Raw genomic sequence first — 13,835 nt, forward strand, 5'->3', positions numbered from 1 at the left:
CTAAATTTGCTATTTTAATCAAATCAAATGCAGTAATGTGGGAATCTCTTCTGGATAATCAGCAATTAAATCAGCTTTATGAGTTTCCAATTCTTCCCTACTTCCATAGCCATAAGTCACACCAATTGCAGCAATATTATTTTTCTTAGCTCCGATGATATCATGAGAGCGATCGCCTACCATAACTACAGTAGAAGCTAAAAGGCTTTCCCTGTCTACAATGTAGGAAATTAATTCACCTTTCACACTTCTATTCCCATCCAATTCACTACCATAAACACCATCAAACAAAGGTGCTAAATCAAAATATTCAATAATGCGCGTAGCATAAAGATGAGGTTTAGAAGTCGCTACAAAAGTTTGATAACCAGCAGCACGAATAATTTTTAGGGTTTCGGGAATTTGCGGATAAAGGGAATTTTCAAATAACCCAATTGTAGAAAAGCGACTACGATAAAGTAAAATTGCCTCCTCAAGCACTGTATCATCAGAGGTTTGCAATAACTGGGAAAAACTGCTTTTCAGTGGTGGTCCAATACACCAAAGTAATTCATTAGCATCTGGTGGTTGATAACCAAGTTCCGATAAAGCATACTGAATACAGCGAGTAATTCCAGGTTTAGGATCAGTGAGAGTTCCATCTAGGTCAAAAAGGACTGTGCGAGAAAGCATTTTGGTAAGTTTAAATAGTTTTCAACCTTTGCAGAAACTCAATATTCAACTGTAGTTTTTCTCCCAACCACAGAGAATTATCTGTATGATCTTTGACATCATCTCCCGTTTCTGGGTGAACCAAAATATCTAAACCTTCTCGATTAACCATTAACCAAGGCACAACTTCACCAAACTGATGTGGTAAAAATGCTACTTGATACATTGATTTTGGGTGTGGTCCTATAGGTTGTTCATGCCAACGTCCCAATCCTACATCAAATTTAGCACCTAAACCTTCTCTTACACGAGCAGCAGCTTCACGACTGACGGTATCAAAATAAATATGTGCATGAAAACCAGTAATATCAGTATTTTTATTCATAGTTCTTGATTTCTCTGTTGCTCATAAGTATAACTCAATAATTATTTAGATATACTAATCATTTGTAAGTCATAAATTTAGTGAAACACAGATTTTTTTGTAAAACCACTTGAATTTTTCCTGGGGTCATGCAATACTACTAACATAATCACCGATAAATCGGTCAACAAACTGTAGTTTTTATTTTGTCCCAAGTCATCAATAAATTATTCAACCCCGTCAAGGATGATGCACAGATAACTGGCAACAGTTATATCTGCGCTAGTTTTGCTATTAGACATCTGGTGAAAAAGAATGTAGAGACGTTCCATGGAACGTCTCTACAAGGGTTCTGGAAAACGCATATTTAAATTCGGTCGATGTCTATTTAAGATTTGGGTTTTTGATTTAAACACATTTCCCAAGCACAAGTCCTAATTTACAAAGGAACTTCAATATGGCTGACATTAAGATTTATAGTGCGGTTGTTTGTCCTTATGCTCACCGTACCCGCTTGGTACTTCAAGAAAAGGGTATTGATTTTGATTTGATTGAAATTGATTTGCAGAATAAACCAGAAGGTTTTACAGAAGTTTCTCCTTATGGAAAAGTACCTGCAATTACTCATGGAGAAAATCGAGTTTGGGAATCAGCAGTTATTAATGAATATCTGGATGAAGTATTTCCCAACCCACCGCTTTTACCTAGCAACCCTATTGCAAAAGCTCAGGCTAGAATTTGGATAGATTTTGCTAATACTAGATTAGTTCCAGCTTTTTCTACGCTGTTACGCAGTCCAGATTTCCAAAAACAAGAAGAAGCTAAACAAGAACTCTACAAACATCTAGAATTTATTGAAAATGAAGGTTTAGGAAAACTTTCGGGAGATGATCCTTACTGGTTTGGTGAATCTATCAGTTTGGTTGATTTTACCTTTTTCCCCTGGTTTGAAAGATGGGGCGCTCTTAAACATTATCGTGGCTTTGGTATCCCTGCTGAATTCACTCGTGTGAAACAGTGGAAACACGCGCTCAAAGAACGTCCTTCAGTGAAAGCGATCGCACACTCCAAAGAGTTCTATATTGAGCGATATGCTAAATTTGCTACTCCTGTTCCTGTGGCTGCTTAGTAAAACGCTGCATTCAACTATTCCTAAATTGAGAACACAGATTTATGAGTTATCAAAACATAGAAATCAAACCAATTGCTGGACGCATCGGTGCAAAAATTAAAGGTGTTAACCTAGCTGAAAACCTCAGTGATGAAATCATCAGCGAAATTAGAAAAGCCTTAGTTCAATATAAAGTCATTTTCTTCCGTGGACAAGAACTAGATGCTAATGGACAAGTAGATTTTGCGCGTCGTTTTGGTGAAATCACCACCGCACATCCCACAGTTCCATCACTTCCTGGACATCCAGAAGTATTGGATTTAGATTATAGTCGCACTGTTGCCCGTGCAAATAACTGGCACACCGATGTTACATTTGTAGATCGTCCGCCCCTTGGCTCGGTCTTGAGGGCATTGGTAATTCCGCCAACGGGAGGGGATACTATTTGGGCAAATTCTGTGACTGCATACCAAGATTTGCCGGAGCATTTGCGTAATTTAGCTGATAAACTTTGGGCTGTACATAGCAATGCTTATGATTATGCCACAGCCTTTGATATACCTGAAGAAGTCAAATCTTACCGAGATGTGTTTACTTCAACAGTGTATGAAACCTTGCATCCAGTGGTGAGAATTCATCCTGAATCTGGGGAAAAAGGTTTATTTATTGGTGGTTTTGTGCGTCAGATTCGGGGTTTATATCCAACTGAATCAGGGGAGATTATTCGACTATTACAATCTTATGTTACACGACCTGAGAATACAGTGCGTTGGCGTTGGCAAGTTGGGGATGTGGCATTTTGGGATAACCGCGCTACTCAACATTATGCCGTTGCTGATTATGGAGATCAACCCCGTCGTGTGCAGCGTGTAACTATTGCTGGTGATCTTCCTTTAGGTATTGACGGTAAATATAGTCAAGCCATTAAAGGAGATTCTTCCGCATATATTCCCAATCTTGTAGCAGCTTAACCTAACCTCCTTCCCTAAGAGGGAAGAAAGTAAATTAAAGCCTCTCTCCTTGTAGGAGAGAGGTTTGGAGAGAGGTTTTAAGTTTAATTTGGTTACACCATTTCAGGAATTTCACTAACTGTAATTTCAAAATTTCAAAAGTTGGATTTTATGGCTTTAACACCTTCAACAATGTTACCTTTAGGGACTTTAGCACCTAACTTTAATCTCCCAGATGTGGTTTCCAGTAAAACGATTTCATTAGCGAACTTTGCTGATAAAAAAGCTTTAGTAGTTATTTTTCTGAGTCGTCATTGTCCTTTTGTACAACATATCAAATTTGAATTAGCAAAATTAGGACAAGATTACAAAAATAGAAATGTGGGTATTGTAGCTATTAGTTCTAATGATATTAATACTCATCCTGATGATGCACCAGAATTGCTTAAAGATTTTGCCCAAGAAATAGATTTATCCTATCCGTTGCTTTATGATGAAAGTCAAAAAGCGGCTAAAGATTTTTTTGCAGCTTGTACTCCAGATTTTTTTGTATTTGATAGAAACAGAAAGTTGGCTTATCGGGGACAGTTAGATGATAGCCGTCCAAAAAATGGTTTACCTGTGACTGGACAAGATTTACGGAAAGCGATTAATTATGTTTTAGCAGATGAAGTAATTACTTGGGAGCAAAAGCCGAGTATTGGTTGTAATATTAAATGGAAAGTAGGGAATGAGCCGGTTTATTATAAAGTTCCGGTAGCGGTTGGGTAGTTAGGGATTTTTTGTAACTGTTAATTAATGTAGAGATGTTTTATAGAATGTCTCTACAAAATAATCCTATTTATGAAATAAATTTGCTTCTACATGGAAAAATTCTGCTAATTTTTGGGTTAATTCTGGATTTATTTTCTGATTGCTATTTAAAATGTCATCAACCAGAATTTCTGAACCTAACACAGTTTGTAAATCAGCTTTAGTTTGATCAGATTGTTCCAAAAGAAATAACAACATAGATTGAGGGTTATTTTGCTGATTAGGTTGATAATATTCTTGTTCAAATTTTTCAATTAAAGTAATTAATAATTGATAAAGTTCATTTTCTTCTGGACTGCGTTTTCGGTGCATTAAATCTTCGACAATGGCTAAAGCTTGTTCATTTTCTGCTTCAGTCCTGATAACTTTGGGAAGATAGGCTGTTAATAGTTCTTTGTATTTGTCAGGATTAAAAGTAAGTTTAAATTTCATCATCTTCTAAACACTGTTGCCACACAGTGTTATCTAATGGGGGAAGATTAATTTCATCGATCTTTAAAATTGCCTCAAGCGCACCTAAAACTACAGTTTCAGGATATTTACTTCTATGGATAATACAATAGGATAAATGCTGTTGCAGTTGCTTATGATCAAGTTGGTATTTAGAATCCGTTGCACTCGAAAAACGCCTACGGATTTGACCTAAAATCCAAGGTTTATTACATATACTGTTTACAATCTCTGGTTTTAACCAAATTGAGAACTCTTCCAGGCTAGGATCTAAGTTGAATAGTGCTTGATAAAAGGCATAAGGTGTATCCTCGCTATTTAGATAACTAGATGACTCAGCTAACAACTGATCTCTTAAAAGGTTTTGTATCTTCTTGTTAGGTTTTCCATGAGCAACAATTGCTATTCCTAGTCTTAATGCACTAGCACGACTACTATTTAAAAGTTTTTCTAGAAGCTGATTATGATCTTCTGAGAGTTCATTATCTGGGAAGTATATGAAACGCGGTTTTACTTTCTCATTCTTCTCCCAAAAGTCAAGTAGAATATCTACATTCATTGTAGGTGTATCAAGACATAACTTTAAAGTAGCACCTGCCCAATCACAGGATAGCGGTGGCAAACTATTTGCTTGACATAACAACTTTTCCACTTCTTCTCTTGTGACTAATTGTAACTTGCGTCTCCATAAGAATCCATGTAATGCTCTGGCTTTGCTGATACGTTCAATACCTTCACTTTCAACAATATTGAAAGCCACGCGCAATATTTTGTGCAAGGGAATATCAGGTATATTAGAGGACACCATAGCTACACTTTCAAAAATACTAAGGGGAATTGTGGGTATTTTTAGAAGACGACTTAGTGGTGTATTAACAAGGTACTGATATTCCTTTTCTTTAATTATTTCTGCTTCAACTAGCAATGGCCAGTGATCTGGATGAAAGAACAAAACTGTCCAGAATAATGGTTTTTCTTGGAGATGAGAAATTTTAGCAATCCACTTAGAATCTCCTTTGGAGATAATACTCAGTTCTTCCTTAAATTCCTCCCATTTTTCAACTGAATGAAATGCTGATACTGGAGGACCTAAAACACTTTCTGTTCTCCAGTTAAAACTAATCTCTTCCCGAATTTGATTCTCTATTTCCCTAGTTTTGTTATCTAAATCACTGTTTTTTGGATCTTGTAATGCTTGCACGATATGCCTTAAATACTCTGCATATATACCTTTAATTTCACGAAGTTGATTGTTTAATAAGTTTAGAACTTCTAATTTTTCATAATCTCGACATAAATAAGGACTAATTTCTAAAACTATTTCTCTATTAAAAAATGATAATTCTATTTCTGGAAATAGAATTTTTGATGCTTTTTGTGTGATAATAGTAAAACTTTTATCATACCATGACCCCACGCGCATCAGCATCATTTCACATTGTTTTTCTTTAGACTGATTAGACCATAATTTTTGTAAATTGTTGTGATCTTGACCAGGTAGTTTTGTTATTTGTTTATAGCGATGCTCTTCAAATACTGTTATTAATTCAGATATACTGCAATAATTGGTCAATCTTACTTTTAAATCATTCTGCAAAGCGACACTTAGGGCAACATCTTGTGTATCTTCTCTTTCTAAAAGATTTTGAATTCTATTACAAAGTTTTGTCAAATCTTCTGGTTGACTAGAAGATAATTTAGCCAAGAGCCAAAGTTCTACAGATAGGGTTGCTTTATCTTCTGTTGAGAGATTATCAAATAATGTCCAAAGTATTTTGCGATTAAAATCTGAACGTAGCTGTAAAATCTCTATAACTGATTCCTGTTCTAACCATGTCCATCTAGTTTTCTTGCTAAAGATTATTTTTAGAATACTTGCTAAACTATTATTTTGCTGAAGGCTGAATTCAGGTAAAATATTGAGAACAGATCGACGAGTTCTAGTAGCCTCAATAATTGCTTCAACAAAGTTTTCATTATCATCTTGATCGGCGATATTTCTAACCCAGGCCAGTTGTTGATTAGGACTTACTTGAGCAACATAAAACTGAAGTACGTAAGCCCAGTAAGCACCGCGACGAACCAACATGGCAAAAACTTTATCTGGGTCAGCATTAGGATGGTTAAAAAGATATACAGCCGCAAAATATTCACGAAATTGTTGTACAACAAAATCTACACCCCTCTGATCTTTACCTTTTCCAACTAATAAGCCGAGACGATCTTCTGCTGCATCAATAATCTCTTGTGCTACTTCTCTCAGTTTTTTGTTTCCAAGTTCAGCACAAGAATAATCTTCTAAAACGTTTAAAACATAACTACGGAAAAGTTCACGATCTAGAGCCTCAATCCGAGTCTTCTCCATCTTGCAATGCAGTTCATAACCAACTCGTTCATGAAGGCGCAGTAATTCTTTTTCCCACTTATCTACAATCAGTGATTTATTTTTTTCTCTATTAAATATGACTTCAACATATTTTTTGTATAGTAAGTGTCGTTGATGGGGAATTTCAATCTTGCTCTCTACAATAGTGAGTATTACTGTTGCCTGTAAAAGTGACCGAGCTAAACGCTGAACTGCTTCAGACATCATGCCACGACTAATTCGCTCTTTTGCCTCGTTTCTTTTATCTACGTCACGAATTCTTTTTTTCAACCATTGATCACAGTATTCATCAAAATCTGACCTATCGAGTTCGTTAAGTTCCCATGTAAGCGGTTCAAATCCGTCAAATTCACCAGAATATCCTTTTGGACGGCTTGATAGTATTACTTGTATGTCTCCCTGTTCTGAGTCAATACGACGCAAAAAAATCTGCAAATTTTCTATAATTTGCCGTCGTGTTTCTGGATTAGGAACTTCATCTAAACCGTCAAGAATTAGCAAAATTGGGTCTTTTGATGCTAAATCAAATACATCATCCATTTCTAGTTGTGATGAAGTATTGGCATTGATGAGTACCTCAGATATATAGCGAGCAATTTCAATTTCATTAGCAGTATTTTGATTTTTTTGTTGCTGACTTATCCATCGTGCATAGCTACGAAGTTCAACTCGAAAAGGAAACCGCGGACGAACATAAGCGTCGAGATCCTGACAACTTACCCTATCAGGTAATTTGAGTCGACCTGCAAGACGTAAAGCTAAATTAGAAGTAAAGGTACGTGCTGCTTGATAAAGAGTCAAAAACTGAGTTAGAGTGCTTTTTCCTAATCCTGGTCCACCTAAAAGTAAAATATAAGGTTCATCTGCAAAGAATAAGGCAAATGATGCACGTACTTGCATCAAATTTTCTGGTAATAGAGCGGAAGAATCTTGGAGTCTATTTTCTTCTTTGAGCCATTCAATAGAACGTTCGCGCTTACTGTTCCGAATTTTTAATGTTAGATCAATAAACACTTCAGCCAATGGTAGTGGATCAGGTTTGTCTCCTGCTTCTTCTGCTCTAGCTGCCCCCTCTTGGTCTATAACATATTTTAAATAAGCTTTAAAGGCACTTTTTCTGCGATCTCCCCTAAAATTAGCGTCTTTGTATATGGCTTTGAGAGTATCTCCTGGTAGTATTGTGTCTATGTAAGCAACCCGAACACTCTCATTGGCATCTAGCATCCGCGAAAGATCAGCAGCGTCCCACACAAAGATATCTGGAATATATCTCTTCCACCTTTTAGCAATAGCTGTTACTTTATCGCGAGTACCAACATTTAACGCTCCTGTAAATGGTACGTTAGTAATCATCACATAGGCATCGCAAGGCAATTTATTTTTATGGACTTTTTCTAGTTCTTTTTCTAAATCCTCAATTACCGCATCTCTAGCAACAGACCAACCACGTTGATCCGAGTCATGGTATTTAACCTGAAAAACCCATTCCTTTGGTAGATCTGTATTTTGGTTAGCTGGTCTGGTATATCCAGGATGATCTGGAGGCTGTGTCCATGTCGCTTCTCGTCCGCCATCTTTTCCACCGCCAAACTGAATTAGGTTTCCACCTATACGGTATGTCTTTTCTAGAAGTGCTTGTGCCATACCTTCAAATTCTAATGGCTGCATACGGGCGAACGAGTATTTTGACATATCATTGCATTGATTCTATACAAGCAGTTTAAATTTTACACTATGCTTAGATAGAAATTCTAGTAAAGATATTGTGTATCGTTTTGCATAATAACTTCACTAGTACCAAACTAATTATTAAAGAGTTGCCAAATCATAAGAGGTAAGCTTTTCCTAATATTCCTCCTCATGCAACGCCCCTAACTTGCGAATATCCGGCCAAATTGCGGCTGTTGCAACCACCACCAAAATTGTCCCAATACCGCCACCAACTACAGACAACACTGGACCAAATAAAGCCGCAGTCAAACCAGATTCAAAACCCCCCAATTCATTAGAAGCACTGATAAATACACTGTTGATAGCCGCCACTCGACCCCGCAAATGGTCAGGAGTGCGAATTTGCACCAAAGTGTGACGAATGACCACGCTAATGCTGTCTAATGCCCCGCTTAATGCCAACATCAACAACGACAACCACACCCAACGGGATAAACCAAAGATAATTGTCACAATCCCAAACCCGACAACTGACCAAAGTAATGCTGGCCCAGCTTTGCGGATAGGTGGCAAATATACCAACAATGCTGCCATAATCAACGCACCTATGGATGGGGCTGCTTGTAAATAACCCAATTCCACAGGACCGACTTGCAAAATATCTTTGGCAAAGACGGGTAATAATGCCACTGCACCACCCAGCAAAACTGCAAATAAATCTAGGGTAATGGCTGCGAGAATGAGTTGATTATTCCAAACAAATTCAGCCCCAGCAGCTAGGGTTTTTAAAGATATTGGTTCTTTTTTAAAGTTGGTTTTTTGGGGTTTGATGGCTGCGGTGAGGAAAAAACATGATAGTGCTGCGATCGCAGATAATATATATACTCCCGTCGCATTTCCAAAAAGAGCAACGCTGAACCCTCCCAACGCTGGCCCAATTACCGAGGCTAATTGAAAGCTGCTACTATTCCAAGTCGCTGCATTAGTAAAAGCACTCGTGGGTATTAACTGCCACATCAGCGCATCACCCGCAGGTTTGAGAAATGCCCTGGCTACACCTGTTAACAGTAAGCAAGCATAAATTAGAAAAACTGCACCTTGATAATAGGAAATAGCCGCTAAAGTTAGAGAACAAAACATTAATAGCAGCATTGCCAATAAAGTAATCTTTTTCCGGTCATTTTTATCAGCAAAGTGTCCCGTAATCAAAGTTAGGGCAATCATTGGTAAAACTTGTGCCAGCCCGATGCCACCTAAGGCCATCGCTGAATTTGTCCGCTCATATAGCTCCCAGCCCAGCGCCACGGTCTGCATTTGTCCCCCTGTGAAGAGGACTACACGCCCAATGGTAAATAGCCGATAATCTCGAAATCTCATGGCTGCCAAAGGATCGTGTTGTGCAGCCTTGTTGTTATGGTGAGTTGGTTTCTGTTTGCTCGAAGACATTTTTTAGTAGAGTCAAGCCGGATTCAATATGTGATACTTGCTCTGGTGTCAAACCCTCTAGAATCTCCGCAATTTCCGCGCGAGTTTTTTCCTGGGATTGCTCTAAAAGCAGCTTTCCCTCTCTCGTCAAATTCAGGACTACTCTTCGCCGTTCTTGAGGGTTATCAGTGCGTTGCACCAGATTGCGTTGGACTAATCTTTCTATAGTTGTTGAAGCTGTAGCACAGGTAACTCCGAGATGTTCTGCTACCTCAGATAAGGAAGCACCAGGATTGCGATTAAGAAAAGCGAGCGATCGCAATTGTGGTATAGATAAAGAGTCAGAACTGTGCGATCGCATTTCGGCTCGGATAAACCGCATCAATAAGGGAACTGTTTCCATCACCCTTGCGGCACATTCTTCAGAGGGTTTATCCAAACTCATAAGACCGTTTTTCTCCAGATTACATTGCCACCCGTGGATAAAGTCGGCCACAGATGTAGGTTAAACCTATTAATGTTAGCAAGAGAATTGTACAATCTAACCCAAACCCATAAATACTTGAGCCATTGGCCAGCATCGCACCCCGTAATGCATCGACTTCATAAGTCAAAGGATTTAAGTGGGAAATCAGCTTTAACCAACCCGGCATCAGTGAAATAGGGTATATGGCATTACTAGCAAAAAACAACGGCATGGTGATTAATTGCCCAATTCCCGTAAATCTTTCCCGTGATTTCACCAAACAGCCAATGATTAATGAAAAAGTGCAAAAACAACCTGCACCTAAAAATACAATCAGCACAACTTGTAGGAAAGCCAAAGGACTGAGATTTAGGTGTACACCCAACAATAAAGCTAAAAGGTAAATAAATACTACTTGGGAAAAGCAACGAACACCAGAAGCCACACCTTTACCCATCACAATCGCTGCACGAGGTATAGGTGCTGCTAGAAATTTATGGACAACACCTAAATCACGTTCCCATATTAACGTCATCCCCCCAGAAAAAATGGCCACAAACAGCGCACTCTGAGCGAGAATACCCGGTGTCATGAAATCCAGATAAGGTATATTACCCGTGGGTATAGCACGAGTACGAGTAAAAACCTGTCCAAAAATGAGCAGCCATAAAGCCGGTTGTACAGCCCGAATTATTAAATCACTAGGATCATGGCGCAGTTTTCTTACTTCTAACTCAGTAATTACCAGGGTTTTGGTAAATAGTTCTTTAATGCCAGAAAAAATACCTTTTGGACGATTATATCTTTTTTCAGCCCAACCGTTGAGTGGTACGTCTAGTTCTTGCGGTTTCACTGTAGCTCACTCCTGATACTAATTGATTTCCTGCATAGTGGATAAATACATCGTCTAAAGTTGCGTCTGGTTTCCCTATGGCTGCTTTTAACTCTGTCGGTGAACCGGTGATAATTTCTTTACCCTGATTCATAATCACGACTCGGTTACAGAGAGTATTTGCTTCTTCTAAAAAGTGGGTGGTTAAAAAGATAGTTGTACCGTACTCAATTCGCAATTGTTCCATTAACTGCCATACTTGCGATCGCGCAACTGGATCTAATCCCACTGTCGGCTCATCCAGAAATAAGATTTGCGGTTGATGTAAAATAGCTTGGGCAATTTCTAATTTCCGAATCATTCCCCCAGAGTAAGTGCTTACTAAGCGATGTGCAGCATCCTCCAAACCCATGAACTCCAGCACTTCAGCGATTTGCTGTTTTCTGCGTCGAGCGGGAATATCATACAATTTAGAGAATATTAAAAGATTTTCATAACCCGTCAAACTTCCATCCGCTGATAAAGCCTGGGGTACATAACCGATTACTCTTCTGACTACTTCAGGTTGACGAGTCACATCATAACCTGCTAAGTACGCTTTCCCGCTACTGACTGGTAGCAAGGTAGTTAACATCTTAATTACTGTACTTTTTCCCGCACCATTAGGACCGAGTAAACCAAAAACTTCTCCCGATGCAACGGAGATATTCAAAGCATCAACGGCTGTAAATTTTTCAAAGCGGCGCGTCAGTTCCAATGTTTGCAATATTACCGACTTTGGAACTTGTGCAGGTGTTTCCGCAAATTCTATTCTTCCCGTAAGTTTCGTCACGAGTAGGATTTACTTCCTTATTCAAATAATTAGGCTATCTAAATATTAGTATGCCATATTTCTTCTAAAAGTCAACTGCTAAACAAGACCCTCTGCCTCCTGCCTCCTGCCTTCTTCAATCTATGCGTTTCTATGCTATTATTTCTCTAAGCTCTGCACTTAAATGGTGAAAAATCTGACAATTAATTATTTTTAGGTGATTTATTATTAACAATATTAAATTAATTAAGTTATAAGCAATAATTTGATTATGCCCAATGCCAAAATTTTCTCATCATCTTTAAATTATCAAGAAGATTACCCATGTCCTGTTTGCCGAGTCGGTAAAATTTCCCAAATGCCGTTAATGGAAGCAATGTCTTGTGACTTTTGCCAAGAGATTTTTACTGTCAATTCGGAATTACAGCAAATTAAAATGCCTTCTCGACAACCACCTCTAGTTTGGCGGTGGGATGGCTATAAGTGGACTCAAGCTCAATTAGAAGGTGTGGAATTAGGCTGGGGATATGTGGTGGCTGCAATTGCTTTTGTAATTTTTCCTACGACTCTAATTGGTATAGGAGCTTATTATTTTCCTCCAGATAGAAATGTACCATTTTCGTGGATACCATATATCTGGACAATACTCACTTTTTTGTTACATTTATCAATTATGATTTGGATTTTTATTGAAGTTTATCAGATACCAATTGGGGCATATTTACGAGCAATTAATCGCTGGAGAGATGGTGTAATCAGGTGATTTGTTGAATTTGAAAATTTTCAATGCCAGAATAGAACTGGATGCAGTTTAGTTTTTTGTCTGTGCGATCGCTGTTCAAATACCCGTGTAAGCGTGGAGAAAAGCTTGGGCGGCTATAAAATTAGATCGATAGAAGATTTATTATTTGAGCGATCGCATGGAATTTTAATATACATCAACACAGTATATTAGTATTCTAGGGAGATAGTAGGCGACAGATGACTCCATCTCCCAGATTTGTCCTTGGGGTCAATCCAAAATCCTGTTAGAGCATTAACGATGGCTTTTCACTCATAATTAATTTAATGATTATTTGATTTTCCCCAACATTGTATGAGCGAACTGGAGCGGTATTACAGAGTCCTGGAATTAGAGCCTGGAGCGACACTAGAAGAGGTAAACCAGGCTTACAAAGATTTAGTGTTTGTTTGGCATCCTGATAGACTCCCTAAAGACAACCACCGCTTGCAACAAAAAGCTCAAGACAAGCTCAAAGCCTTTAATGAAGCGCGTGATAAATTACGTTCCTCAAGGGATAAATCCCAAGCTGCAAATAATTCTAAACCAACTCAACAAAAAAAACCATCTTCCAGCTACAATCAACAACCACAAACAAACTATCAACAACCAAATCAGAATCCAGACTTGAGTGGTAAAGATTTTAGTCGAGCTAATTTAAGTAATAGAGACTTATCAGGTAGAAATCTCAGTTATGCCAATTTGAGCGGATCTAATCTCAGTGATACTTTTATGCACAAAGTTAATCTGAGAGGTGCGGATTTATCAGAAGCTAACTTGTTTAGAGCAAACCTGCTGTTAGCAGACTTGCGAGAAGCAAATTTACGCTCGGCTAATTTGATTGGTGCGGATTTAAGTGGTGCTGACTTAAGAGGTGCTGACTTGACAGGTGCTAGAATTCGCTCAGGCGATCGCTTGCTAGTCAAACTGATTGGAGCCAACTTAGCTGGAGCTATTATGCCTGATGGCGCAATTCATCGCTGAACCACACAAGACTTAATAAAAAATAAAAAACGCTGTCAAGAGTACCTACAATATGGGAAACTTGGTAATATTCCTGATAGAATAATCTGCGAAAAAATGGTATCTTATGTAACCAAATGCCTACAATATTTTGTAGAAAG

At 38.3% G+C, this 13,835-nt stretch carries 13 protein-coding genes; 5 read left to right on the forward strand and 8 right to left on the reverse strand.

Going from position 1 to position 13,835, the window contains the following annotated elements; genetic code table 11:
* Positions 1-18 precede the first annotated feature (18 nt).
* On the reverse strand, positions 19-672 hold the full coding sequence (locus tag ACLLO5_RS21045; RefSeq protein ID WP_413172442.1) for an HAD family hydrolase: 654 nt from the start codon (positions 670-672) through the stop codon (positions 19-21).
* 10 nt (positions 673-682) lie between these two features.
* Complete coding sequence (locus ACLLO5_RS21050; protein WP_413172443.1) at positions 683-1,036, reverse strand: DOPA 4,5-dioxygenase family protein; 354 nt, start codon at positions 1,034-1,036, stop codon at positions 683-685.
* 436 nt (positions 1,037-1,472) lie between these two features.
* Between ACLLO5_RS21050 and ACLLO5_RS21055 the strand changes: the two genes are divergently transcribed.
* The 3 genes from ACLLO5_RS21055 (at position 1,473) to ACLLO5_RS21065 (ending at position 3,847) form a co-directional block, all read left to right on the forward strand.
* Entirely contained in the window at positions 1,473-2,144 is a 672-nt protein-coding gene (locus tag ACLLO5_RS21055; RefSeq protein WP_413172444.1) for a glutathione S-transferase family protein, read from the forward strand.
* Between the two features lie 44 nt (positions 2,145-2,188).
* Entirely contained in the window at positions 2,189-3,097 is a 909-nt protein-coding gene (locus tag ACLLO5_RS21060) for a TauD/TfdA dioxygenase family protein (protein ID WP_413172445.1), read from the forward strand.
* Between the two features lie 150 nt (positions 3,098-3,247).
* Positions 3,248-3,847: a thioredoxin family protein gene (locus tag ACLLO5_RS21065; protein ID WP_413172446.1), complete on the forward strand. Its 600-nt coding sequence runs from the start codon at positions 3,248-3,250 to the stop codon at positions 3,845-3,847.
* A 66-nt stretch (positions 3,848-3,913) separates the two neighbouring features.
* Here ACLLO5_RS21065 and ACLLO5_RS21070 read toward each other — a convergent pair whose 3' ends face one another.
* The 6 genes from ACLLO5_RS21070 to ACLLO5_RS21095 all read right to left on the reverse strand — a co-directional run bounded on the left by ACLLO5_RS21070 (position 3,914) and on the right by ACLLO5_RS21095 (position 11,951).
* Positions 3,914-4,324 (reverse strand): helix-turn-helix domain-containing protein, encoded by a 411-nt coding sequence (locus ACLLO5_RS21070; protein ID WP_413172447.1) that lies wholly within the window; start codon positions 4,322-4,324, stop codon positions 3,914-3,916.
* Complete coding sequence (locus tag ACLLO5_RS21075) at positions 4,311-8,417, reverse strand: NACHT domain-containing protein (RefSeq protein WP_413172448.1); 4,107 nt, start codon at positions 8,415-8,417, stop codon at positions 4,311-4,313. Before ACLLO5_RS21075 ends, ACLLO5_RS21070 begins: the two co-directional genes overlap by 14 nt.
* Positions 8,418-8,570: 153 nt before the next feature.
* The gene (locus ACLLO5_RS21080; protein ID WP_413172449.1) at positions 8,571-9,842 is read right to left on the reverse strand and encodes an MFS transporter; all 1,272 of its coding nucleotides are present in this window, start codon (positions 9,840-9,842) and stop codon (positions 8,571-8,573) included.
* A complete protein-coding gene (locus ACLLO5_RS21085; RefSeq protein WP_413172450.1) occupies positions 9,808-10,266 on the reverse strand; it encodes a MarR family winged helix-turn-helix transcriptional regulator in 459 nt (152 codons plus the stop codon). Before ACLLO5_RS21085 ends, ACLLO5_RS21080 begins: the two co-directional genes overlap by 35 nt.
* A 19-nt stretch (positions 10,267-10,285) precedes the next feature.
* On the reverse strand, positions 10,286-11,140 hold the full coding sequence (locus tag ACLLO5_RS21090) for an ABC transporter permease (protein ID WP_413172451.1): 855 nt from the start codon (positions 11,138-11,140) through the stop codon (positions 10,286-10,288).
* Positions 11,097-11,951: an ATP-binding cassette domain-containing protein gene (locus ACLLO5_RS21095; RefSeq protein ID WP_413172452.1), complete on the reverse strand. Its 855-nt coding sequence runs from the start codon at positions 11,949-11,951 to the stop codon at positions 11,097-11,099. The genes ACLLO5_RS21090 and ACLLO5_RS21095 overlap by 44 nt, the downstream gene beginning before the upstream one ends.
* A gap of 250 nt (positions 11,952-12,201) precedes the next feature.
* On the opposite strand from ACLLO5_RS21095, the gene ACLLO5_RS21100 reads away from it, so the two are divergent.
* Together ACLLO5_RS21100 and ACLLO5_RS21105 are read left to right on the forward strand one after the other, a co-directional pair.
* The gene (locus ACLLO5_RS21100; protein ID WP_413172453.1) at positions 12,202-12,693 is read left to right on the forward strand and encodes a hypothetical protein; all 492 of its coding nucleotides are present in this window, start codon (positions 12,202-12,204) and stop codon (positions 12,691-12,693) included.
* Positions 12,694-13,026: 333 nt separating this feature from the next.
* Positions 13,027-13,695 (forward strand): pentapeptide repeat-containing protein, encoded by a 669-nt coding sequence (locus ACLLO5_RS21105; protein WP_413172454.1) that lies wholly within the window; start codon positions 13,027-13,029, stop codon positions 13,693-13,695.
* The last annotated feature ends 140 nt before the right edge of the window (positions 13,696-13,835 follow it).

The sequence above is a fragment of the Anabaena azotica SJ-1 genome (assembly GCF_047275885.1).
Classification (GTDB): domain Bacteria; phylum Cyanobacteriota; class Cyanobacteriia; order Cyanobacteriales; family Nostocaceae; genus Trichormus_B; species Trichormus_B azotica_A.